Origin of the sequence: Terriglobus albidus (assembly GCF_025685425.1) — a bacterium.
GTDB classification, from domain to species: Bacteria; Acidobacteriota; Terriglobia; order Terriglobales; family Acidobacteriaceae; genus Terriglobus; species Terriglobus albidus.
This window is the reverse complement of record NZ_JAGTAS010000057.1, coordinates 182892-205001: the sequence shown is the minus strand read 5'-3', so window position 1 is coordinate 205001 and position 22110 is coordinate 182892. Positions and strand designations below refer to the sequence as shown.

At 58.4% G+C, this 22110-nt stretch carries 19 protein-coding genes; 11 read left to right on the top strand and 8 right to left on the bottom strand.

Annotation, left to right across the window (positions count from 1 at the left end; translation table 11 throughout):
* Positions 1-176: 176 nt before the first annotated feature.
* Together argJ and OHL21_RS17170 are read right to left on the bottom strand one after the other, a co-directional pair.
* Positions 177-1394, bottom strand: a complete 1218-nt coding sequence (gene argJ / locus OHL21_RS17175; protein WP_263418515.1) for a bifunctional glutamate N-acetyltransferase/amino-acid acetyltransferase ArgJ — start codon at positions 1392-1394, stop codon at positions 177-179.
* Between the two features lie 13 nt (positions 1395-1407).
* Entirely contained in the window at positions 1408-2493 is a 1086-nt protein-coding gene (locus OHL21_RS17170) for a Gfo/Idh/MocA family oxidoreductase (protein WP_263418514.1), read from the bottom strand.
* Positions 2494-2708: 215 nt separating this feature from the next.
* On the opposite strand from OHL21_RS17170, the gene OHL21_RS17165 reads away from it, so the two are divergent.
* The 4 genes from OHL21_RS17165 to OHL21_RS17150 all read left to right on the top strand — a co-directional run bounded on the left by OHL21_RS17165 (position 2709) and on the right by OHL21_RS17150 (position 7249).
* The gene (locus OHL21_RS17165; protein ID WP_263418513.1) at positions 2709-4202 is read left to right on the top strand and encodes a TolC family protein; all 1494 of its coding nucleotides are present in this window, start codon (positions 2709-2711) and stop codon (positions 4200-4202) included.
* 2 nt (positions 4203-4204) lie between these two features.
* Positions 4205-5467: an HlyD family secretion protein gene (locus tag OHL21_RS17160; RefSeq protein WP_263418512.1), complete on the top strand. Its 1263-nt coding sequence runs from the start codon at positions 4205-4207 to the stop codon at positions 5465-5467.
* A gap of 67 nt (positions 5468-5534) precedes the next feature.
* A complete protein-coding gene (locus tag OHL21_RS17155) occupies positions 5535-6128 on the top strand; it encodes a Dps family protein (protein ID WP_263418511.1) in 594 nt (197 codons plus the stop codon).
* Between the two features lie 131 nt (positions 6129-6259).
* Positions 6260-7249 (top strand): VTT domain-containing protein, encoded by a 990-nt coding sequence (locus OHL21_RS17150; protein ID WP_263418510.1) that lies wholly within the window; start codon positions 6260-6262, stop codon positions 7247-7249.
* Positions 7250-7371: 122 nt separating this feature from the next.
* Here OHL21_RS17150 and OHL21_RS17145 read toward each other — a convergent pair whose 3' ends face one another.
* Together OHL21_RS17145 and OHL21_RS17140 are read right to left on the bottom strand one after the other, a co-directional pair.
* On the bottom strand, positions 7372-8103 hold the full coding sequence (locus tag OHL21_RS17145) for an energy transducer TonB (RefSeq protein ID WP_263418509.1): 732 nt from the start codon (positions 8101-8103) through the stop codon (positions 7372-7374).
* A gap of 70 nt (positions 8104-8173) precedes the next feature.
* Positions 8174-8665 (bottom strand): GNAT family N-acetyltransferase, encoded by a 492-nt coding sequence (locus tag OHL21_RS17140; RefSeq protein ID WP_263418508.1) that lies wholly within the window; start codon positions 8663-8665, stop codon positions 8174-8176.
* 50 nt (positions 8666-8715) lie between these two features.
* On the opposite strand from OHL21_RS17140, the gene OHL21_RS17135 reads away from it, so the two are divergent.
* A complete protein-coding gene (locus OHL21_RS17135) occupies positions 8716-10281 on the top strand; it encodes a UbiD family decarboxylase (RefSeq protein WP_263418507.1) in 1566 nt (521 codons plus the stop codon).
* 4 nt (positions 10282-10285) lie between these two features.
* Positions 10286-11236 (top strand): alpha/beta fold hydrolase, encoded by a 951-nt coding sequence (locus OHL21_RS17130; RefSeq protein WP_263418506.1) that lies wholly within the window; start codon positions 10286-10288, stop codon positions 11234-11236.
* Positions 11237-11482: 246 nt separating this feature from the next.
* Here OHL21_RS17130 and OHL21_RS17125 read toward each other — a convergent pair whose 3' ends face one another.
* Positions 11483-12097: a UbiX family flavin prenyltransferase gene (locus OHL21_RS17125; protein WP_263418505.1), complete on the bottom strand. Its 615-nt coding sequence runs from the start codon at positions 12095-12097 to the stop codon at positions 11483-11485.
* A 235-nt stretch (positions 12098-12332) separates the two neighbouring features.
* Here OHL21_RS17125 and OHL21_RS17120 point away from each other — a divergent pair, with 235 nt between their 5' ends.
* The gene (locus OHL21_RS17120) at positions 12333-13184 is read left to right on the top strand and encodes a hypothetical protein (protein ID WP_263418504.1); all 852 of its coding nucleotides are present in this window, start codon (positions 12333-12335) and stop codon (positions 13182-13184) included.
* 15 nt (positions 13185-13199) lie between these two features.
* Here OHL21_RS17120 and OHL21_RS17115 read toward each other — a convergent pair whose 3' ends face one another.
* Positions 13200-14330, bottom strand: coding sequence for an MFS transporter (locus OHL21_RS17115; protein WP_263418503.1), 1131 nt, complete (start codon positions 14328-14330; stop codon positions 13200-13202).
* A 174-nt stretch (positions 14331-14504) separates the two neighbouring features.
* Between OHL21_RS17115 and OHL21_RS17110 the strand changes: the two genes are divergently transcribed.
* The 3 genes from OHL21_RS17110 to OHL21_RS17100 all read left to right on the top strand — a co-directional run bounded on the left by OHL21_RS17110 (position 14505) and on the right by OHL21_RS17100 (position 17725).
* Positions 14505-15386 carry an SCO family protein gene (locus tag OHL21_RS17110; RefSeq protein WP_263418502.1) on the top strand — a complete coding sequence of 294 codons (882 nt, stop codon included), beginning with the start codon at positions 14505-14507 and terminating at the stop codon, positions 15384-15386.
* Positions 15387-15398: 12 nt separating this feature from the next.
* Positions 15399-15767, top strand: a complete 369-nt coding sequence (locus OHL21_RS17105; protein ID WP_263418501.1) for a hypothetical protein — start codon at positions 15399-15401, stop codon at positions 15765-15767.
* 101 nt (positions 15768-15868) lie between these two features.
* Positions 15869-17725, top strand: coding sequence for an ABC transporter ATP-binding protein (locus tag OHL21_RS17100; RefSeq protein WP_263418500.1), 1857 nt, complete (start codon positions 15869-15871; stop codon positions 17723-17725).
* Positions 17726-18069: 344 nt separating this feature from the next.
* On the opposite strand, the gene OHL21_RS17095 is transcribed toward OHL21_RS17100, so the two are convergent.
* On the bottom strand, positions 18070-19170 hold the full coding sequence (locus tag OHL21_RS17095) for an isoaspartyl peptidase/L-asparaginase family protein (RefSeq protein WP_263418499.1): 1101 nt from the start codon (positions 19168-19170) through the stop codon (positions 18070-18072).
* Positions 19167-21251 carry a S9 family peptidase gene (locus OHL21_RS17090; RefSeq protein WP_263418498.1) on the bottom strand — a complete coding sequence of 695 codons (2085 nt, stop codon included), beginning with the start codon at positions 21249-21251 and terminating at the stop codon, positions 19167-19169. Before OHL21_RS17090 ends, OHL21_RS17095 begins: the two co-directional genes overlap by 4 nt.
* Before the next feature lie 123 nt (positions 21252-21374).
* Between OHL21_RS17090 and OHL21_RS17085 the strand changes: the two genes are divergently transcribed.
* Complete coding sequence (locus OHL21_RS17085; RefSeq protein ID WP_263418497.1) at positions 21375-22022, top strand: DUF4142 domain-containing protein; 648 nt, start codon at positions 21375-21377, stop codon at positions 22020-22022.
* The last annotated feature ends 88 nt before the right edge of the window (positions 22023-22110 follow it).

The window sequence follows — 22110 nt, the reverse complement described above, 5'->3', positions numbered from 1 at the left end:
AGTAGAAGTTTGGGCGGATATCAGCCTGCCGCCTACCACGATAAACCGTTACCCATACGCGCGTCACCGTTCCCGTGCGATCACCGCACGGATGTGCGAAGTTTTGGGGTACTTACAGGAAGAAGGGAAAGATGAGGTCCGCTCCCGGGTTTCCGGGAGCGGAGTGAGGGGAATTACTAGGTGGAGTAGTCGGCGTTGATGCTGACGTACTCGTGCGTGAGATCACAGGTCAGGAAGCGAGTCTCGGCCTGGCCGGCATTGAGATTCAGCAAGATGGTGTACTCGCGCTGCAGCATGACGGCATGTGCGGCAGCCTCATCGAAATGAGGAGAGCAGGTGCCTGCTTCAAAGACAGGCTGATCGCCGATATGGATCGACGCTAGCGCAGGGTCGAAGATGACTCCCGAACGGCCTGCAGCCGCGATAATGCGTCCCCAGTTCGGGTCGCCGGAGGACCAGGCGGTCTTGCAGAGCGGAGAATTGGCGATCGTGCGAGCGATCGCCTGGGCATCTGCAACCGAGGCAGCTCCGGTGATGTGCAACGTCACCACATGTGTGACGCCTTCGCCGTCGTCGACGATCTGGTGAGCCAGATCCTGGGTGACCCGGTTCAGAGCACTCCGGAAGGCATCCGTGGTGTCGCAGTCCAGTGTCAGACCACTGGCGCCGGAGGCAAGCAGGAGCACGGTGTCGTTTGTGGAGGTATCGCCGTCGATCGAGATCGAGTTGAAGCTGGCTTCTACCGCCGGTCCCAGGGCTTCGCGGAGCTGAGCAGGCGTGGCGGCGATATCTGTAAACAAGTACACCAGCATGGTGGCGTGCGGCGGCCCAAGCTGAGGGCCAATCATGCCTGCTCCCTTGCAGACTCCGAAGATAGAGGCTGACTTGCCCTTATAGATCACTGTGGCGCGTGCCGACTTCGGTTTGGTGTCCGTCGTCATAATGGCGCGGCGGAAGCTGTCTGCGCCCTCTTCGGTTCCGGCAAGAGCAGCGAAGGCGGTGGGGAGAGCGGCGGTAACCTTCTCGACCGGGAGGGGAACCCCGATGATGCCGGTGGAAGAGGGAAAGACATTTTCGCTGCCGCAATTGGCGAGAGCCGCCAGCGTATCGCAGGATGTGACGCAGGCATCCAGCCCTTGTTGGCCGGTAGCACAGTTGGCATTGCCTGCATTCACCAGCAGCGCCGTGACGCGGCCATCGGAGGCGGCGATATGCTGCCTCCCAATAACAATGGGAGCAGCGACTACCTGATTGCTGGTAAAAGCTGCGGCTGCGGTCGCGCCTTCGGGCGCTAGAGCCAGGGCCAGATCGGGATTCCCGGAGGCCTTTATACCGGCTTTCGTGGCAGACCACAGAAAGCCGGCAGGAAGTGAGGAAGGCTGTGATTCGTTCATTACTCGGTTGAGTTTACCTGTAATTCCATTCATCTTCGGTAAACGGGATGGAACGCTTTTCCGCGCTGCTCTGGCGGGCCAGTTCGAGAGTACGGATGATGCGCAGGCCATGAATAGCTGAAATAGTCAGCGGAGCCTTACCTGTGATGGCATCGCGTACATTTGCGAAGAACAGACGATAGTCGCCGGTCTCAGATGGAACAGTTTCAGAAACCGTACCGCCGGATGCTGGATCGGCAAGAACCAGGGTGCCCCAGGCCGATTCCGGTTCGCAGAGCCATTCTCCGTCCACTGTGGGCTGCTGGCCCGCGAGCAGGGCGGGCTCCTGCGGATCGAGACCATACTTCACGAAACTGCCATCCGTACCGTGCAACAGAAAACGCGGCGAAGCGGAGGCAGCGATCATGCTCGACGAGAGATGAACCGTCAGGCGTGGATAGTCGAGGCGAATGTCGAAGGCGTCCTCAATCGCAGAATTGTCGCGGTCTGTACGGACTGAGCCGGTGACGAAGTCCGGTTTACCGAACAGTGCAAGTGGCTGATCGGCGAGGTGAGGACCGAGATCGAAGAGCAGGCCGTTGACTGGGGCGCCGCTCTCTTTCCAGGTATTCGGACGAATGCCGGGGCGGAAGCGGTCGAAGTGAGCGCGGAAGGTAACCAGGCGGCCGAGACGGCCCGAGTCCAGAATACGTTCGACTGTACGGAAGTCCGCATCAAAGCGCCGGTTCTGGAACGGGGCGAAGATGAGGTTCTTCGATTCGGCAAGGTCGATAAGCTGCCTCGCTTCCTCGGATGAGGTCGTAATAGGTTTGTCGATGACGACGTGCTTCCCGGCGGAGAGTGCGGCGTGGCATAGAGAAAAGTGAGATTCGTTCGGCGTAGAGATGACGATAAGGTCGAGCTCCTCAATGGCAAGGAGTTCTTCGACGGAGCTGACGATGCGGACGCCTGGATACTGTTCTGAGGCCGAGGGGAAGGATTGCTTCCACGGGCCGCGCTGCACAACCGCGGTAAGTTCCATGCCGGGGGTAACGGAGATAAAGGGCGCGTGAAAAACACGGCCGCCGAGGCCAAAGCCGATGAGTCCGGTGCGAATCATGGGTATAGGGTGCAGGGGAAAGGGGCCTGTGTGCAAGATGCCAGGTTGGTATGTCAGAGGGATTCGGCGGAATGGAAGGTGAAATGCAACTTTTTTGAAGCGTTCGGCGCAGGGGGCTGCATCCAAAGGAAAGAACAACCGTTCCAGTCGTAAGAAAAGGCCGGCGGATCAAGACCGGCAAGGTGTGAGGTGCGGTTGCGATTAGCATGAGGACAATGGCGCAGAGAAAGATCTTGATTTTGCCGGCGATGCTCCTGGCTGGAGCCCTCGGTGCGCAGCAATCGCGCAGCGGCGTGGCGCCTTCAGGTAGCGGTAATACTTCGCCGGGTTCCGGCGCCGCGGCGGTGCAGACGGCACAAGGTGTGCTGCAACAGCAGTCGCGGAGCACGACAGGGACGAGCGGGCAAGACAACTTCAAGGGCTCAGTCGTCGAAGGGAAAGCCACTGACGGGGTGCTCGATTTGAGCCTCGGTGACGCTATCCAACGTGGACTGAAGACCAACCTTGGACTGATTCTGGAAACCTCTTCGGTGAAAGAGTCCGGAGGCAAGCGGCTGCAGGAGCTGCAGGCTCTGTTGCCAACAGCACGCGGTGAGGCGACTTATAACGTGCAGCAGGTTAACCTTGCGGCGTTCGGCCTGAGCTTTCCCGGTGTGAGCCCGATCGTCGGACCATTTCAAGTCTTCGATTTCCGCGGATACTTGTCACAGTCCGTGATCAATGTTCAGTCGCTGGAGAACTATCTGGCTGCGAAGCATAACTTCGCGGCATCGAAGCTGAACGCGGAAGATGCCCGCGACATGGTCACGCTGACGGTAGGCAATGCGTATCTGTTATGCATCGCGGATGCCTCTCGCGTGGAGAGCGTGCAGGCCCAGGTGGACTCGTCGAAGGTGAGCCTGGATCAGGCTACAGCTGCCCACGATGCCGGTACGAGCCCGAAGCTCGATGTTCTGCGGGCCCAGGTGGACTACCAGAACCAACAGCAGCAGCTGATCTCGGCGAAGAACGATCTGGCAAAGGACAAACTCGCTCTCGCACGCACGATCGGCTTGCCGCTGGAACAGGAGTTCCGGCTTACGGATACCGCTCCGTTCGCTCCGCTGGAGAATCTGAATGCAGATGTAGCTTTCCAGCAGGCGTTGAAGAACCGGAAGGATCTGGCGGCTGCTGAAGAGACACTGAAAGGTGCGGGGGCCCAAAAGACGGCAGCATGGGCGCAGCAGCTTCCGGCTGTAACTGTGAGCGGTGATTATGGCGACATCGGACCTACGCCAGGCCACTCACACGGGACCTATACGGCGAGCGGCAATGTCAAGGCTCCTCTGCTTCAGATTGCGAAGACTCACGGCGATGAAGAAGTAGCCGACGCGAGTTACCAGACGGCACGGGCTCAGCTTTCCGATAAGGTGCAGCAGGTCAATCAGGACATTCGCACGGCGATTCTGGATATTCAGTCCGCGGCGAAGCTGGTAGAGGCGACGCATACCAACGTGCTTACGGCGAATGAGGCTCTGAGCGAAGCTCAGGAGCGGTTCAAGTCCGGAGTGAGCGATAACCTTGCGGTGTCGCAAGCGCAGGCACAGTCCGCGCAGGCAAACGATCAGTACATCAGTGCGCTGTATCAGCACAACCTCGCCAAGCTGGAGCTGGCGCGTGCTTTGGGTGTAGCGCAGACGAACTACAAAGATTACGTGGGAGGAAAGTGACCGTGGCGGGACAACAAACTCAGGAACAGCAGAGGATTCAGCCGCCGGCTGTGCAGGAGCGCAGCGATGACACAGCGCCCGAGCAGCCGGAAAAGAAGGCCAAGCGGCGCGTCATTGTAATTGCGGTGCTGGTGCTGCTGGCACTGGCAGGCGGCTTGTTCTACTGGCGCAGCACCTTCACCGAAGATACCGATGACGCCCAGGTAGACGGCGATCTGTACCAGGTGAGTTCGCGTGTGACCGGCCAGGTCATCAAGGTCTACGTGGAAGACAACCAAACCGTCGAAGCCGGCAAGGTGCTGGCAGAGATCGATCCGAAGGACTACCAGGTAGCACTGCAGCAGGCCGAGGCGCAGTTGGCAAATGCTCAGGCCTCCTATGAGCAGGCAACGGTGAATGTACCGATTACCAGCCTGGATGTTCGCACTCAGACGTCGACCACGAGTTCGGATGTACAAGCGGCCGTCGCCGGTGTGGCGCAGTCCCAGAAGCAGGTAGCTGCTGCCGAGGCACGCGTGGAACAGGCGAAGGCTAACCTGACCAAGGCTGATCTGGACGTGCAGCGGTATACGCCTCTGGTGGCTAAGGATGTGATCTCGAAGCAGCAGTTCGATGCGGCCGTAGCAACCGCTGCCGCGCAGAAAGCACAGTACCTCGAAGCTCAGTCATCCCTGGTAGCCCAGCAGGAAGCTGTCCGGCAGTCCCAGCAAAAGCTGGTGCAGGCTCAGGCCAGCGCCACGCAAGCCGCCAAGAACGGTCCTCAGCAGGTCAAAGTGCAGGAAGCTCGTGCCTCTGCTGCCGCTGCCGAGGTCAAGCAGGCCCAGGCCCGGGTCGATCAGGCCAAGCTGAACCTGAGCTACACCAAAATCGTGGCTCCGGTAACTGGCATCGTAAACAAGAAGAACGTCCAGGTGGGAGCGAACCTGTCCATCGGACAGAATCTGCTGACGATTGTGCCGCTGGAGAACCTCTGGGTGACTGCAAACTTCAAGGAGACCCAGCTTGAAAAGATGCATCCCGGCCAGAAGGTCGTGATCAAGGTTGATGCTCTGGGGGGACGTGAGTACCAAGGTAAGGTATCCCAGATTGGCGGAGCTACCGGATCGCGACTGAGCCTCTTTCCGCCCGAGAACGCAACGGGAAATTACGTAAAAGTAGTGCAGCGTATCCCCGTGCGCATCGACTTCACCAACCTGAAAGAAGAAAACAAAGACCTCTCCCTCCGTCCGGGCTACTCGGTAGTGCCGGAAGTACGGATCAAGTAACGGCAATCCCGAATTGGGGAAGCCCGCATCCTAAGCAGGATGTGGGATTCCCCAAGGAGAGATAACAATGGCTGTTGCTATGAAGAAGGTTGAGAACAAAGACCTGATCACGCCCCACTGGCATGAGAAGGCAAAGGAAATCCAGAAGTACGGTTCGGTGGTGAAGGATCTTCCGAACGCTCTGGAGTCCGATGTTCGTGAAGCGATGTGTGCCAGGTTGAACCAGCTTCTGGCAGACTCGATCACCCTCCGTGACATGTATAAAAAGCATCACTGGCAGGTGGCGGGACCTACTTTCTATCAGCTTCACCTTCTGTTTGATAAGCATTTCGAAGAGCAGGTGGAGATCGTCGATGTGATCGCCGAGCGCATCCAGTTGCTGGGCGGCGTCACCATTGCGATGGGAGCCGATGTCGCCGAGGTATCGCAGATTCAGCGTCCGCCGCGTGGCCGGGAAGAGGTTCCAGTGCAGATCTCACGTCTGCTGGATGCCCACCGGGTCATCATCGAGGAGTGCCGCAAGCTGGCCGAGGCTGCTGATGAGGCGGGTGATGATGGCACCAATGACCTTGCGGTCAGCGATGTGCTCCGCCCGAACGAACTGCAAAGCTGGTTCCTCAGCCAGCATCTGGTAGAGATGCCTTTGACCTTCGCGGAGTAAACCTCACCCCGGGAGCTATAAAATGTGAGAGCCCGTCCCTGCCGGGGCGGGCTCTTTTTGCTGCTTTGCACCTTCGTTACCCATCCAGACATCTAGTGAGTTAGGATGTAACCTCCTCCGGGGCCACTCTCATGCCTATCGCCATCGAGTTCTTTGTGCAGTACGCCTACGTGATCCTGTTCACGTGGGTCCTGCTGGAGCAGCTCGGCATACCCATTCCGACGACGCCCGCACTGCTCACTGTGGGAACCCTTTCGGCTGCCCACAAGCTGCATGCCTCCATCTCTTTGGCTGCAGTGGTCATAGCGTGCCTTCTGGCGGACTCTGTCTGGTGGTGGCTTGGACGCCGGTTCGGGGGCAGAGTAGTAAAACTGGTCTGCCGGCTGAGCCTGGAGGCAAGCGCTTGTGTCAAGAAGACCGAAGGATACTTCGGCCGCCGCGGCGGCGTGACCCTGCTCTTCGCCAAATTTGTACCCGGCCTGAATACCCTGGCGCCACCCGTTGCCGGGCAGACCGGTATGTCCTATCCGAAGTTCCTGACCATGGATGGACTGGGGGCACTGATCTGGGGAAGCGCGTACATCTTTGCCGGCCGGTTCTTCGGCGACATCGCCAAGAGGAATGCAACGTTCTTCCATTGGATGGGACGGTTCGCAGGGGTTCTGTTCGTGCTGCTGGTTATCGGTTTCCTCGTGCAGAAGGTCTGGAGGCAGCGCAAGTTCCTTTTGAGCGTGCGCGAACTCCGCCTGGACGCTTCCGAACTGAAAAAGATGATCGACACTGCTTCGGAAGACGGAACGGTGGCGCCGTTCATCGTGGATCTCCGGCATCCGTTGGACTACCTCCCGGATCCTCGGGTGCTGCCAGGCGCCGTCCGCATTCAACCGGCAGAGCTGGAGAAGCAGCATAGCCAGATTCCGCGGGACCGGGACGTAGTGCTGTACTGCACCTGCCCAAGCGAGGAGACCAGTGCGAAAGTGGCGCTACGGTTACACAAGCTGGGCATCTACCGCGTCAGGCCATTGAAGGGTGGCTTTGACGGGTGGAAGCAGGCCGGATATCCCCTGGAAGAATACGTCGAGCCGGCTCCCACCGGATCAAAGCTTGCAGTGAGCGCTTAAAGCCAGTTGCGAGTTTGGACAACCAATACAGCGATGGGTTGCCTCCTCCGGGTGTGTTGCTGATGTTGCTCACGCTATGCCGTACCTCGTCAACTGGTAACTGTTAACTGGCAACTGTTTTTCTAGCTGCCCATAGTGAAGTTGATAGTGATAGTGGTTTGTACTTCCGTTGGGTCTCCGTTCAGAAGATAAGGCCGATAGCGTGCGGCGCGGATGGCGTCGAGCGCTGCGCCGCGCAGCATCTCTGGTCCGCTGACAACCTGCAGGCTTTCAATCATTCCCGATTTTGAGATCACGGCAGTTACGATCACGGTGCCATGGACTCCCGCCGCACGGGCGATAGGCGGATAGACAGGAGTGATCGGCTTCAGCAGAAGGCCGCGCGTGATGCCTTCCGAGACAGGTTGGGCAGCAGGTTTGGGCTTTGGCACGACGCTCACAATGGAAGGTGTTGGGCCTGTGTCCCGGAGGATGCCGCCGATGACCTCATTTGTGTTACCGGGTGTCTTCATTCCCATATCAGAAACCCCAAGTTTCGCTACACCTGGATCAGGCGTCGTGTCGATAGTCTTCGGAATGCTTGGCGGCGCGGTAAAAGCACGGTCTATCGTCGGTGTCGTTTGCGACACGGCTCTCGCCGTATTCTGTGCAACGACCAGAGGCGCTTTGGCAAGCATCGGCGGCTGAAGCGGCAGCGGTGTCATCACCGACTTGGGAAGCGCCTCGGGGTAGAGCAGCGGATAGCTGATGCAGGCTGCTCCAAGAAGAACCTGAAAACCGATGGAAGCGATGGCGGTATAGCGGCGGGCGGTGTGAATGCGTCCTGTGGATTCGATCAGGGCAGACTCAAGCATGGTGGCACTCTCCTTCGTGTGAGTGCGCATCCAGCGAGGAATGCGTACGCTGCCATAGACACTGCCGGTTCTAAGTTTGTTCCTTGCTCTCCAGTTCCTTGTACTCCTGTTCCAGCATCGACATCAGCAGCAGCGAGCTATAGCTCCCGTTGTGATAGTGGGCTTCTCGCAGAATTCCCTCCTGGCGGAAGCCTACGGAACGGTAGAGCGCTTGTGCTCGCTCATTCTCTATGGCGACATCCAGCCATAGCCGATGCGCACCAAACTCGTGAAAGGCACGCCGCATGGCTTCGAGCAGCATCGGACGGCCCAGTCGCTCGCCTGGGTTGCGGACGGCAATGCGGCGTAGTTCGACGATGCGGTGCGGCGAGCGACGCCCAGCCATGATGACGTACCCTGCAACGTTACCAACCGCATCACGCGCAACAAGGTAGGCCGTGTTCGGATCATCGAGTGCGGCGAGATGTTGCTCCGCCGGTTGCACGGTGATGTATGCGGGGTAGAGTGACTCGATCGCACAGATGGCCGGGATATCGTCACGCAGGGCGGGCTGAAGGAGCATGCCTTCAGCGTAGCGCAGGGTAGGATAGGGGGTGGTAAGGGAGAGTCGAAGTGGCATTTCGAGATTTGCGGGATTGGATCAGGGCGTTGGAGCAGGCTGGGGAACTTGTGCGGATCCGGGAGCAGGTCGATCCGATCCTGGAAATGGCCGAGATCGCCGACCGCGCGGTCAAGAATGATGGTCCGGCGCTTCTCTTCGAGAACGTGAAGGGACATCCCGGAAGCCGCGTTCTGATGAACCAGTTCGGTTCGGAACGCCGCATGATGATGGCGCTGGGTGTGAACTCGCTCGATGAAGTCGCCGGACGCATTGAAGAGCTTCTGCATCCGCCCATGCCCGGTGGCCTGATGGACAAGCTGAAGATGCTGCCCAAGCTGGCAGAGGTAGGCCGGTTCTTCCCGAAGGTTGTCAGTAGTAAAGACGCTCCGTGCAAAGAGGTGATCCGCCGCGAAAACTTCAACGTCCTGGAGTTTCCGGTGTTGCAGACCTGGCCGCAGGACGGCGGCCGCTTTATTACACTGCCCCTGGTCACCACGAAAGATCCCAAGAGCGGCAAGCGCAACCTTGGCATGTACCGTATGCAGGTTTATGACGGTCAGACGACCGGCATGCACTGGCAGCGGCAGAAAAATGCAGCAGAGCATCTGCGTGAGTTGTTGCGTCATGCCGCCGGTAACACCCCCGATGCGGTGAATGTGATGGCCCTGACGCAGGGGGGAACGGCAGCGGCTGCCGATGTAAGCAGCGTGCCACAGCAAGTGCTGGCGAAGATTCGCGGCAGCCGGATGGAGGTCGCGGTAGCGATCGGCGCCGATCCGGCGACGACCTTCGCAGCGATTGTGCCCGCTCCGCCCGAGGTGGAAGAGTATCTGATCTCCGGCTTTCTGCGTCAGCAACCGTTGGAACTGGTGAAGTGCGAGACCGTCGATCTGGAGGTGCCGGCACATGCGGAGATCGTGCTGGAAGGCTATGTAGACCTGACGGAGCTGCGTACCGAGGGGCCGTTCGGAGATCACACCGGCTTCTACACCATGAAGGATGAGTATCCCGTATTTCACATTACGTGCATCACGCATCGCCGGGACCCCGTGTATGCTGCCACTGTAGTCGGCAAGCCTCCAATGGAAGATGCATGGATGGGGAAGGCTGTAGAGCGTATCTTCCTGCCTTTGATGAAGCTGACCTGTCCCGAGATTGTGGACGTGAATCTGCCGCCAGAAGGTGTCTTCCATAACCTGATGATCGTCTCCATCAAGAAGAGCTACGCCGGACAGGCGCGCAAGGTGATGAACGCCATCTGGTCGATGGGGCAGGCAATGTTCACCAAGATCGTAATCGTGGTGGATGAGGACTGCGATGTGCAGGACCTGGCCGAGGTGGCGCTGCGGGTGACCAATAATATCGATCCGGAGCGCGATATCCAGTTCACACTGGGTCCTCTGGACTCTCTGGATCACGCATCACGCCTGCCGAACTACGGCAGCAAGATGGGAATCGACGCAACGCGGAAGTGGGCCGCCGAAGGCTTCACCCGCGAATGGCCGGAAATGCTGGAGATGCCGTCAGAGATAAAGACAAGGGTCGACAGTCTCTGCCGCAAGCTGGGGTTCAACTGATCGAATGAAGCGCTGGTTCTTACGCATTCTTGGAAGTCTTCTGCTGGTGGTTCTCGTCGCTGGAGCAGTATTTTACCTGCGACCCTTGTGGGTGAGCGATCAACTGCTGCGCTACAAGATGTGGCGGCAGGGCGTACGCAGCCATTACATCGAGCTTGACGGCCATCGGATTCACTACGTCGAAGCCGGACCTGGGAACGGGAAGCAGCTCTTGCTGGTTCACGGCCTGGGAAGCCGTGTCGAGGACTGGGCCGAGTTGATTCCTCGTTTCGCCGGTGAGGGGTATCACGTCTACGCTCCGGATCTGCTAGGCTACGGCCGCTCCGAAAAGCCGAAGGACTCCGACTACTCCATCGTTGAGGAAGAGAAGATGGTGGCGAAGTTCATGGATGCCATGCACCTGGCGCGGCCCGACGTGATCGGCTGGTCGATGGGTGGCTGGGTTAGCATGCGCCTCGCCGTCGATTATCCGCAGCGCGTCCGTCGTCTGGTGCTGTATGACACCGCAGGGCTCTATTTCCAGGTGGATTTCTCGTTCGACAACTTCACGCCGAAGAGCATTGACGAGGTAACCGAGCTTCTGCGTGTTCTGGAGCCGGTGCCGACACGCCTGCCGGACTTTGTGTCTCGCGATGTCGTACGGCGTGCCGCCGAGAACGGCTGGGTGACGCAGCGGAGTATTCACGCGATGACCATCGGACGAGAGCTGATGGACTTCCGCTTGAACGGTCTGAAATTGCCAGTACTGGTCGTGTGGGGAAAGATGGATCGTCTGATTCCGCCCGTGACCGGAGAGCGGCTGCAGCAACTAGTACCGCAGGCCCGGTTGGAGATTGTGGATGGCTGCGGACACCTTGCTCCGCGCGAATGCCCTGTGCCGGTCTTCGCCGCGACGAAGGAGTTTCTCGCATCAGAACCAGCAACTGCCGGTGGCCGCAGAGAATGGCCCAAGTAAAGCGAGTTGCTGGTTGTTGGGGCGGATTCGATAAATGACCACTGAACTGGGTGCCCCATCCATTGCGTAGCAATGGGTGGGATCTGAAGCCCCAATCGTCTACTGAAGTCACAAAAAGCAGGTTCGAGCTTCGCTCGAATTTCCCACTCACGCTATGCGTGAATGGGGCACCCAGGGCATGGGCTCTCAAATTTGGTCGATGTACCTATTGCTGTGTGTTGTCTATTTGGACAGCGCGATGCTGCCTTACTCTTCCGCCTTCCATTCATACGCCCCAGCCTGCGGCAGACCGATATGCGCCAGAACGCGATGAACAAAGTTGCGAGCGATATCCTCGACGCTTTGCGGATGGTTGTAGAAGGTTGGAATCACCGGATAGATCGTCGCACCGGCTTCCGCCGCGAGCTGCATATTCCGCAGATGGATGCGGTTGAACGGCGTCTCTCGTACGCAGAGTACCAGCGGACGGCGCTCTTTCAGGGTGACATCCGCGGCACGTTCAATGAGATTTGAGGCCAGGCCGTTAGCGATGCCCGCCAGGGTACCCATGGAGCAGGGAAGCACAATCATGCCGTGGGTGAGATGACTTCCACTGGCGATTGCTGCGCCAATGTCGTCCTGTCCGTGATGCACGATCTTCTCTGAGCTCCGCTCCAGAAGACGTTCCACGAGTTGTGTGCGGCCGGCGAGTTGTAGCTCTTGGGCAAAAACACGAAGGGCGGCATCCGACGCCATCAGGTGGATGCGGCGAACGCGAGCGTCGGCATCCAGCATCTGAAGAGCCAGCCGTGCGAAGATCGCACCGCTCGCGCCGGTGATTGCAAGGGTGATAACCCGTTCTTGCGCAACAACTTCGCTCACAGCAATCATTATCTCAGGCGATACGGGTAACGCATCCTATCGCGACTTTTTTCTGTTGTAACGGTCGAAGCCTAAACAGGTTGTTTGCATTTGCATCGAAATAGATACGGGACTGATGAGCTTACCTGGGAATTTTTTCCGTTGGGGACTGTATGCGGCACTTTTTTTTGCCTCTTTTGCCGCGCAGGGCAGTGTCGCACTGCTCGTGGAGGAACCTTTTGGCCGGTTCGGAGAGATGAATCCGACTGGCCACGCTGCCATTTATCTTGACCATGTCTGCGCTGAAACGCCCGTGAGCCTTCGGAGATGCAGGCCTGGCGAACTGGGAGTAGTGGTCAGCCGCTACTACAAGGTGAATCACTACGACTGGGTAGCCATTCCCTTGATTCCATATCTGTACGCCGTGGAAGACAAAAGCGATATCCCGCTAGCGGCCACAGCTCAGCTGGAGTCAGACCTCCGGGATGCATATCGGCGTCGCCACCTGCGTGAGATCGTGCCGGATGAGGCGGATGGAGGCACACCGGAAGGCGACTGGATCCAGATGGTGGGATCTTCGTACGACCGCAAGATCTACGGCTTCCAGGTAAGAACCACGGCTGCGCAGGATGCGGAGCTGATTACGGCATACAACGAAGGTCGCAATCGTAGCCACTTCAATCTGTTGTTTCAGAACTGTGCTGACTTCTCGCGCAAGCTGCTGAACCTGTACTTCCCGAAGGCGGTTCATCGCAATTTTTTGGCGGATGGTGGTGTCACCACACCGAAACAGATTGCAAAATCCTTCGTGAAGTATGCCCGCAAACACGATGAGCTGGAACTGACGACCTTCGTCATTCCGCAGGTGCCGGGCGATATCCCTCGCAGTACACGAGTGAACGGGGTTGCCGAGTCATTGGTGAAGTCGAAGAAATATCTGCTTCCTCTAGTGGTCCTGCATCCGGAGCTGACGGCGGGTATTGTTGCTGCCTATCTGGGCTCGGGACGATTCGAGCCTCCGAAGGAAACACATGTCTTCCGTATCGAGGACCTGGAGGCCACGCGGGAGGCGGAGATTTCTGGGGAGCTTTCAGCGGGCAGCCGATAACGCTTTGGCATGTCCCTATTCTTCCGAACTAGCAAGGCGGAAAGAGAACAGCAACAGGCTCACAGCGACAGCGAGCGGAAGCAGAAAGGCCATACGTAGTGAGCCCGCCTGCCGTGAAACAACTCCCATAAGCCATGGCAGAAGGGCTGCTCCCAGGCCGGAGGCGGCAAGGATGATTCCTGCCTGCCGTGGAGATGGTTTGCGGCCTAGGATCAGGGCGAAGGTCACGGGAAATACCGGACCAAGCGAGAGCCCCAGAACGATAGCCGCGGCAGTGATTGCGATGGTAGTGTGAGCAAACAGCAGCGCCAATGTACTGATCACCAACGCCACCAGCGCAACACGCTGCAGGAACGTGTCCTTCACACGCAGAAGGACCGCCGAAGAGAGGGGACGGGCGCAGGCGAGAGCGACCCAGAACGCAGAGGTCACGGCCTGGCTTTCAGAAAGCGAACGCCCTCCATAGCGGAGCATGTAGGTAGTAAGCCAGACGTTGAGGCTGCTTTCATACGCTCCGTACAGCGCAAGCAGAAGCGCGAAGAAAAGGAAGAGAGGAAAACCGACCGATGGAGCGTCCGAGGCGCCCGCGGAGGTGCTTTCTGCGACGGCGATGGGACTCCGGCCGCGTTCGAATCCAAACAGCAGCGCTGCAATCGCAAAAAGAGCCGCGAAACCCAACAGCATCGATCGCAGAGGCATGTGAGGTGTGAGCCAGGAGGCGAGCAGCGGAGACAGCAGCGCACCGGCGCTGAAGAGGGCATTGAGCAGCGTGAGGGCGGAGGCGCGGTTCTGGGTATAGCGTGAGCCTGCAATCACATTGGACGAGGCGATCATCTGGCCGATGCCCCAGGCTCCGCCAAAAAGCACAGTCATGAGGATCGGAAGAGCGGGCGAGATCGCGAAAAGAGCAAGCCCAGCGGCAGCAGCCAAGGCTCCGGCTCCGAAGCTGTATTGCGGCCGGCGAAGGACCGTCATGCCGCCGACGGTAGCGCCCAGAAACTGTGCCAATGGCAGCAGGCCAACGGAAGCGTCCGAGAGATGGTGTCTGGCTGCAAGCAGGGGAAGGATGGGGCCCAGCAGAGCCGTGCCCAGGCCGGTCAGTAAAAATCCATAGGCGAGCAGTGGAAGTGAAGGTGCCTGAGCCATAGAAGGTTTTCCCTGTGGGTGTAGTGTAGGGTTTCCGCATCTATTGACGTTTTCCGCAATGAAAACGCCGCTGCGCTCCTCTTCCGGGATACCCAGCAACAGGGAAAATGCTCTAGAACGCACCTCTCCAGTGTGTCACGCAGGACGGCAGGGGCCGAGGACTATCATGAAGATGTGAGAAAGATTTCCTTTGCGATCCTGCTGGCTGTCGTGGTCTGCATAGCCGGGTGCAAAAAGCCCCCGCAACCCTCGACCGCGGCGAAGACGTTTGACGTTCGCGGTAAGGTGATCGAGACGAATCCCGCCCGCAGCGAGGTGACTCTGGATCATGAAGCTATTCCAGGCTTTATGGAAGCCATGATCATGCCGTACAAGGTGAAGGATCCTGCGGTACTGAAGGAACTTCATCCGGGGGACCGGATTACGGCAAAGCTCTTTGTTGAGTACGACGGTGAGATCTACAAGAACGCCAAGCTCGATCAGATTGTTGTAATCGCCCAGGGGAAACCGGACTATAAACCGACGATGCAATTTCATGCACCGGCGAAAGGCGACGTCGTTCCGGACTTCAAGCTGACCAACCAGAACGGTAAGGCGATTCACCTGAACGAGTTCCAGGGCCGGGTTCTGTTGATCACCTTTGTCTACACCCGCTGCCCGCTGGACGACTACTGCCCGAAGATGAGCCGCAACTTTGCGGAGATCGAGAAGACGCTCGCAACGGATAAAGACGCTGCGGCAAGGACGCACCTGCTGAGCATCAGCTTCGATCCGGCCTTCGATTCTCCGAAGATATTGAAGAGCTATGGCGAAATCTATGCCGGGAAGACGGACTTCCGGCACTGGGAGTTTGCAACACCCTCCCAGAGCGATCTGCGGCCCATGGAGGAGTTTTTCGACCTTGGAGTGACCTCGGACGACAATAAATCGTTCACTCATTCGTTATCTACGGTAGTCGTAGACAAAAGCGGACGTGTGGCCGAATGGTATCCGGGGAATGACTGGACGGCTGCGCAGGTCGCAGCACGGATGAAAGAGCTGGCCCGTGCGGCCTGAGAGGAAACATTGATGGCAAATGTAACAATTCGGTTTGGCGTGTTGCTGATTCTGCTTGGAGCGATCTTCTTCTGGATCACCGGACACACCGCGTACACGGCACTCATCCCGGCATGGTTCGGAATTGCGCTGGCGATCCTGGGAATGGTCGCCCGTACAGAAGATGCCAAGATGCGCATGATCGTCATGCATATCGCGGTGACGATCGGTCTGCTGGGCTTTTTGTTCCCGGCGATTCGCGCCCTGAACGCCTACCTGGCTGGTCCGATCCTTCGTCCGTTAGCGTTTCGCGAAGAGGTCTTGATGGCAGTGATCTGCCTGATTTACACGCTGCTGTGTGTGCGGTCGTTCATTGCGGCACGCCGTGCACGGGTAGCGTAGCGTCGATTTTCTGAGGTACGGCCGTGGCTGGTGTGGACTACTGCGGCAACAGCGGAGTGGAGCGAAATATGGGCGGTATATCGTCATTAGGAGCACCGCGGATGCACGCCGGCGATCGGCCGGTCCGCGGTCATAAGACTCTTTCAGGAGGAGAGAAGAGGCCGAAACCTCCTCTGAAGAAGGTACTGCCGCAGATCTGGGCTCTGTTTCGTCCGCGGCTGGGTCTAGTCATTGGCAGTTTTCTGCTGATGGTCATTAACCGCGCCTGCGGCCTGGTGCTTCCCGCTTCCTCTCGCTACCTGATCGACAATGTGATGTACCACGGGCAGTCATCGCTGTTGCCGAAGATCATCGGTATCGTCGCGGCAGCAACCATGATCCAGGGCATCACGACCTATGCGCTGTCGCAATTACTTTCCACCGAAGGCCAGAAGCTGATCGCCGAGTTGCGGCGGAAGGTGCAGGAGCACATTGGCCGGCTTCCCGTGGAGTTCTACGACCGTAACCGCACCGGAGTGTTGGTCTCGCGCATCATGACGGACGTGGAAGGCGTGCGCAACATTATCGGTACCGGGCTGGTGGAATTCGTCGGCGGACTGATGACGGCATTGATTGCATTTATCGTCCTTATCCGTCTGAGCACGCGGATGACGCTTCTGACCTTCTCGATCCTCCTGATCTTTGCCGTGATCCTGATGCGGGCCTTCAGGACGATTCGTCCCATCTTCCGCCAGCGCGGGGCCATCGCTGCGGAAGTAACGGGGCGTCTGACAGAGTCTCTGGGTGGCGTTCGCGTGGTGAAGGGATATCACGCGGAGGAGAGCGAGGCAAACGTCTTTGCCGGGGGAGTGCAGCGGCTGCTGACGAATGTGCTTAGCTCATTGCGGGCACAATCACTGATGACGCTGTCGAGCACCATGGTGCTTGGTGTGGTCGGTGGCCTGGTGATGTACCTCGGCGGCAGGGAACATACCGCGGGACGCCTGACCGTCGGTGGATACGTGGAATACACCATGTTCCTGACCTTCATGATCGCTCCTATGGTGCAACTGGTCTCGATCGGGACGCAGTTGACAGAAGCTGCTGCCGGACTGGACCGGACCAATGAAGTATTGGCGGAGCTGACGGAGGACGCAGGTTCGAAGCGCAAGGCGGAATTGGGACCGCTGCGGGGTGATGTCCGATTCGAACACGTCAGCTTCGAATACGAAGAAGGTAAACCGGTGCTGCATGACATTGACTTCGTGGCCAGGCCCGGGACCTCGACGGCGCTGGTGGGCTCGTCCGGTTCCGGCAAGTCGACCATCATCAGCCTGGTGTGCGCCTTCCATACCGCACAGCATGGCCGCGTAGTGGTCGATGGCGTCGACCTGGCGGAAGTGAAGCTGAGCAGCTATCGCTCGCAGCTAGGTGTGGTGCTGCAGGAGACCTTCCTCTTCGACGGCACAGTGCGGGAGAACGTGTTGTTCTCACGCCCTGAGGCAACGGAAGAGCAGTGGAGAGAAGCCTGTCGCATCGCACGTGTAGACGAGTTCGTGGAGCGCTTCCCAGAAGGCTATGAGACCATCGTCGGCGAGCGGGGCGTGAAACTCAGCGGGGGCCAGAGACAGCGGCTCTCGATCGCACGCGCCATCCTTGCCGATCCTCGCATTCTGATTCTGGATGAAGCGACCAGTTCGCTTGATTCGGAGAGCGAGGCCCTGATCCAGGAAGGTCTGAACTACCTGATGCGGGGACGAACGACGTTCGTCATTGCTCACCGGCTCTCAACTATTCGCAGGGCAGATCAGATCCTGGTTGTAGAACAAGGCAGCATCCGTGAGCGTGGACGCCATGAAGAACTGCTTGCGCTTGGCGGACGCTATTACGAGCTCTACATGCGGCAGCATGGCGTAGAGATGAATATGTTCCTGGCTCCGGGCGAAGGCGACAAGCTCGAGGAAGAGGCAAAGGCGTAGGCATTCGAAATTACCGCACTCAATAAAGAGAGGGGGCGAATGCCCCTCTTTCATTTTCCGGAAATTGTAGGTGGGTCTACATAAATTTGGGCGCCCACACTCTGGGTGCCCATCCATTGCAACGCAACGGGTGGGATATTCGGGGTCCCGGCGAGCTTAGTTCGCTGGGGTCAACTATTCGAGCGAAGCTCGAACCGGGTGGGAGCTGTGGGTCAACATAAAAATGGGCTTTAAGCCGATCTACTTTTACGCTTTTATCAGCTTGGCTGAAGCCGGCTGCTCCCACCAGTTTCAGTCAGCTTTGACTGCGTCAGATCCGCCGAATTCGTCGATACCTCCTAGCCTTACGGCTCATCGTGATAGATGCTGACCTGAGCCTTGCCACCTTCCGCCAGCCTGGCGCGATACATCCCGGGAGTATTGAAGCTCCATGCCAGTTGTCCATCGGGTGTGATCGCGATGATCCCACCATCACCCTTGAGGGCAGTAAGACGCTTCTGAATCACCTCGTCGGCTGCCGCCTGTAGCTTCATTCCCTTGTACTCGACCAGCGCGCAGATCTCGCGGGCGACCGTAAGGCGAATGAAGTATTCGCCTGTGCCCGTGGCAGAAACAGCGCAGCTCTGATTGGAAGCGTACGTACCCGCCCCGATGATGGGCGAATCGCCGACGCGGCCATAGAGCTTCGCCGTTGTGCCTCCGGTGGAGGTGCCGGCAGCCACATTACCATCCCGGTCGAGAGCGACGACCCCGACAGTACCGTACTTGTGTGTCTGGTTCTCATCAGGCCACGCCGCGGCAGGCAGTTCATCGGGTTGCAGGAAAGAGATAGGTTCCTTTGGCTCAGGAGGAGCGCCTGCAGGGCGCGGAGGAATCGGTTTGCCCTTGGCCTTGAGCGCCTTCACAAGCTGTTGCCAGCGGCGCTCGGTGAAGAAATAGCTAGGATCGACCTGCTCAAGGTCCCGCTCGGCGCCGAACTCATCTGCTCCGTTGCCGATCAGCATGACGTGCGGAGACTTCTCCATGACCGTGCGTGCCAGCGAGATGGGGTGCCTTGTGCGGGTGACTTCAGCAACTGCGCCTGCGTTCAGGGTCTTGCCGTCCATGATGGCAGCGTCCAGTTCATTGCGTCCGGCCGCGGTAAAGACGGCGCCCCGGCCGGCATTGAACAGCGGATCGTCTTCCATCAGTTTGATAGAAGCTTCAATGGCATCGAGGGAAGATCCGCCTTTGGCCAGAACGTCCGCGCCGGTCTGCAGTACCTTGTCGAGGGCAGCGCGGTAGGCCTTTTCGGCTTCAGGGGTCATATTCTTTCGTTCGATGACGCCGGCGCCTCCGTGGATGACGATGGCCCATTTGTGAAGTGTCTGTGGTGTTTGGGCAAGTGTGGTCATGGAGATCATGGCAGCCGCAGCCAGCGCAAAAAGTGCTCTCTTTCTCCTCATGGTTTTTCAACTCCCAACTGGGTCAGCAGGAAGGCATAATCGAAGGCGATCTCCTTCAGATAGTCATAACGGCCTGAAGCTCCTCCATGACCCGCGTCCATGTTGGTCTCAAGCAGAAGCGGCGTGTCGTTCGTCTTCAGGGTGCGCAGCTTGGCGACATACTTGGCCGGCTCCCAGTACATCACCTGCGAATCGTTCAGGCTGGTTTTCACCAGCATTGCCGGGTAGCCGCCCGGTTTCAGATTGTCGTACGGCGAATAGGCGTGCATGGTGGCAAACGCTTCCGGCTCGTTCGGGTTACCCCACTCTTCATACTCGCCGACGGTGAGCGGAAGCGAGTCATCGAGCATGGTGTTCATCACGTCGACGAAGGGCACATGCGAGAGCACAACGCTGAAGAGATCAGGACGAAGATTGGTGACAGCGCCCATCAGCAGGCCTCCTGCGGAGCCGCCTTCGATGGCGACCCGTTTCGGATCGCCATAGCCTTCAGCAACGAGATGCTCGGTCGCGGCGATGAAGTCCGTAAAGGTGTTCATCTTCATCTGCATCTTGCCGGCATCGTGCCATTTGTCACCAAGATCGCCGCCGCCGCGGATATGTGCATAGGCCAGTACCAGACCGCGATCGAGCAGCGAAAGACGGTTCGGGTTGAAGCCAACGGGGAGTGCGTAACCGTAAGAACCGTAGCCGTAGATATACAGCGGATTCTCGCCGTTGCGGACGAACTCATCGCGACGATAGACAAGGGAGATCGGGATCTTTGTCCCGTCGGATGCTGTCGCCCAGATGCGCTCGGAAGCATAACGGGAGCGGTCGAAACCGCCGGGGACCTCCTGTTGCTTCAACAGAGTGGACGAATGTGTCTGGACATCGTAGCTATAGACCGACGATGGTGAGACCAGTGACTGATAGCTATAGCGGAAGCTAGCCGCGGCGAACTCCGCATTGACGTGCAAACCTGCAGAGTAGGTCGGCTCAGGGAAGGTTACCTCTTCCGATGTGGACGTCAGCTTCTCGCCACTCCAGCCAAAGACGCGAAGCCGAGGCAGGCCGAGCACGCGGTCGGAGGCGACCGCAAAGTCGCGGAAGAGATCGAAGTCTTCGAGCGGATACTCTGGATCCTCTGGAAGCTCTTCGGTCCAGTGCTCGCGTCCAGGAGCAGCCACCTCCGCCGATACCAGACGAAAGTTCTTGCCGGTGTCATTCACACGGATATAGAAGCGGCCGTTGCGATGGTCGGCGTAGTACTCCTGATCATTAATGCGCGGAGCCAGCAGAGTGAACATCGTCGGGTTGGAAGCGAGCGCGAACCGTACCTCGGTTGTTGTGTGACTGCCGGACTCCATGAAGATGTACTTGCGATCACGGCTGCGTCCAGCGCCGAGATTGAAACGTTCGTCCGTCTCCTCAAAGATGATGGTGTCCTTTGTCGTGTCCTCCCCGAGCGTATGACGGTAAAGGCGATAGTGACGCTTAGTCTGTTCGTCTTCCACGGTGTAGAAGAGCGTCTTTGAGTCGTCGGCCCATACCAGGGAACCCGTGCGCAGCGCGGTATCCGGTAGGTCTTTTCCGGTGTCCAGGGAGCGGATGTGCAGCGTGTACTGGCGGTAGCCGGTGTTGTCAGTCGAATAGGCCAGCAGTGTGTTATCCGGCGAGACCGCAAGGCCACCGATGGCCATGAAGGGCTGGCCTTTGGCCAGCTCATTGACGTCAAGAATGACCTGCTCTGCGGCATCGTCGTTATAGACGGCGTTCGGGTCGTCTGGAACGGGTGATGGCTTGCGGCAGTAGATGGGGTACTGCAGGCCTTCGACCGTGCGGGTGTAATAGAAGTACCCGTTCGCGAGGTAGGGGACCGAGACATCGGTCTCCTTGATGTGCGACAGCATCTCACGGTAGAGCTTGTCCTGTAACTCTTTGGTGGGCTCCATGAAGGCGTGGGTGTAGGCGTTCTCGGCCTTCAGATACTCGATTACATCTTCTGAGTCCTTATTGCGGAGCCAAAAGTAATCGTCTTCCAGAGTGTGTCCATGAATGTGGGTGGGATTCGGCTCGCGGCGGGCGACAGGTGGTTGCATCTCTTGATTCGGCTCCAAAGGTAGAGGATACAGGCAACCGCAGATCAATGTTGCCACCCTAAGAAAGAGTGGAGTATTGTGCCTCGTCGTAGAGATCGTAGAGCTACAGGAGGGCCCGAAAAGATGCGAATATCAGGCGTTTCAGCCTTTGTGGTGATGTTGGGATTTGGTGCGGCAACTTTAGCCGCACAGCAGGACACGAGCGGCGGTGTCTACAACACCAATCCAACACCGCAGCAGCAGCGGCAGGAGAAGCCGGCAGGTGTTGGTGTTTCCAATGCACGACCGGAAGATACCTCGGCCCCGCTGGGAGATACCGGCGAACGTATGCGGGACCGCTTCTTTCTGAAGACGGCGGCTCAAAGCAGCAGGGGAGTCGTACGCATGAGCCAGCTTGCTTTGGCGAAGTCCAGCAACGACGATGTGAAGGCGTTTGCGCAGAAGATCATGACCGACCATGCCGCACTCGCGCGCACCTGGAAGCCGCTGGCGCAGGAGCTCGGCGGTCCTCCAGCCCGGGAACTTTCCAAAAGGGACCAGAAACTGTATGACCGGTTGAGCGGTCTTTCAGGAGAGCAGTTCGACAAGGAGTACATGATGGCCATGGCAGAAAGTCACCGCGAAGATCTGAAGCTCTTCCGCGACACCATGGTGGCCACCTCAAATAACTCACTCAGAGACGCTCTCGACCGCACCATCCCTGTCATTCAGGACCACATCATGCAGGCCGATTCGGTCGCGCGTAAGAACGGTTATCTTGCAATGCAGTAAGGTAAGATGCTGGAAGACAAAGGCGGGCGCGAAGGCCCGCCTTTGTCTTGCCCTGCGGAACCTTTGGCAGGGCGAAAGCGTAGAGCAT

What these genes read in the sequence shown, in the direction of transcription:
- argJ (WP_263418515.1), bottom strand. Translation starts at nt 1,394, where the DNA reads ATGAACGAATCACAGCCTTCCTCACTTCCTGCCGGCTTTCTGTGGTCT.
- OHL21_RS17170 (WP_263418514.1), bottom strand. Translation starts at nt 2,493, where the DNA reads ATGATTCGCACCGGACTCATCGGCTTTGGCCTCGGCGGCCGTGTTTTT.
- OHL21_RS17165 (WP_263418513.1), top strand. Translation starts at nt 2,709, where the DNA reads ATGGCGCAGAGAAAGATCTTGATTTTGCCGGCGATGCTCCTGGCTGGA.
- OHL21_RS17155 (WP_263418511.1), top strand. Translation starts at nt 5,535, where the DNA reads ATGGCTGTTGCTATGAAGAAGGTTGAGAACAAAGACCTGATCACGCCC.
- OHL21_RS17150 (WP_263418510.1), top strand. Translation starts at nt 6,260, where the DNA reads ATGCCTATCGCCATCGAGTTCTTTGTGCAGTACGCCTACGTGATCCTG.
- OHL21_RS17145 (WP_263418509.1), bottom strand. Translation starts at nt 8,103, where the DNA reads ATGCTTGAGTCTGCCCTGATCGAATCCACAGGACGCATTCACACCGCC.
- OHL21_RS17140 (WP_263418508.1), bottom strand. Translation starts at nt 8,665, where the DNA reads ATGCTCCTTCAGCCCGCCCTGCGTGACGATATCCCGGCCATCTGTGCG.
- OHL21_RS17130 (WP_263418506.1), top strand. Translation starts at nt 10,286, where the DNA reads ATGAAGCGCTGGTTCTTACGCATTCTTGGAAGTCTTCTGCTGGTGGTT.
- OHL21_RS17120 (WP_263418504.1), top strand. Translation starts at nt 12,333, where the DNA reads ATGAATCCGACTGGCCACGCTGCCATTTATCTTGACCATGTCTGCGCT.
- OHL21_RS17115 (WP_263418503.1), bottom strand. Translation starts at nt 14,330, where the DNA reads ATGGCTCAGGCACCTTCACTTCCACTGCTCGCCTATGGATTTTTACTG.
- OHL21_RS17105 (WP_263418501.1), top strand. Translation starts at nt 15,399, where the DNA reads ATGGCAAATGTAACAATTCGGTTTGGCGTGTTGCTGATTCTGCTTGGA.
- OHL21_RS17100 (WP_263418500.1), top strand. Translation starts at nt 15,869, where the DNA reads ATGCACGCCGGCGATCGGCCGGTCCGCGGTCATAAGACTCTTTCAGGA.
- OHL21_RS17095 (WP_263418499.1), bottom strand. Translation starts at nt 19,170, where the DNA reads ATGAGGAGAAAGAGAGCACTTTTTGCGCTGGCTGCGGCTGCCATGATC.
- OHL21_RS17090 (WP_263418498.1), bottom strand. Translation starts at nt 21,251, where the DNA reads ATGCAACCACCTGTCGCCCGCCGCGAGCCGAATCCCACCCACATTCAT.
- OHL21_RS17085 (WP_263418497.1), top strand. Translation starts at nt 21,375, where the DNA reads ATGCGAATATCAGGCGTTTCAGCCTTTGTGGTGATGTTGGGATTTGGT.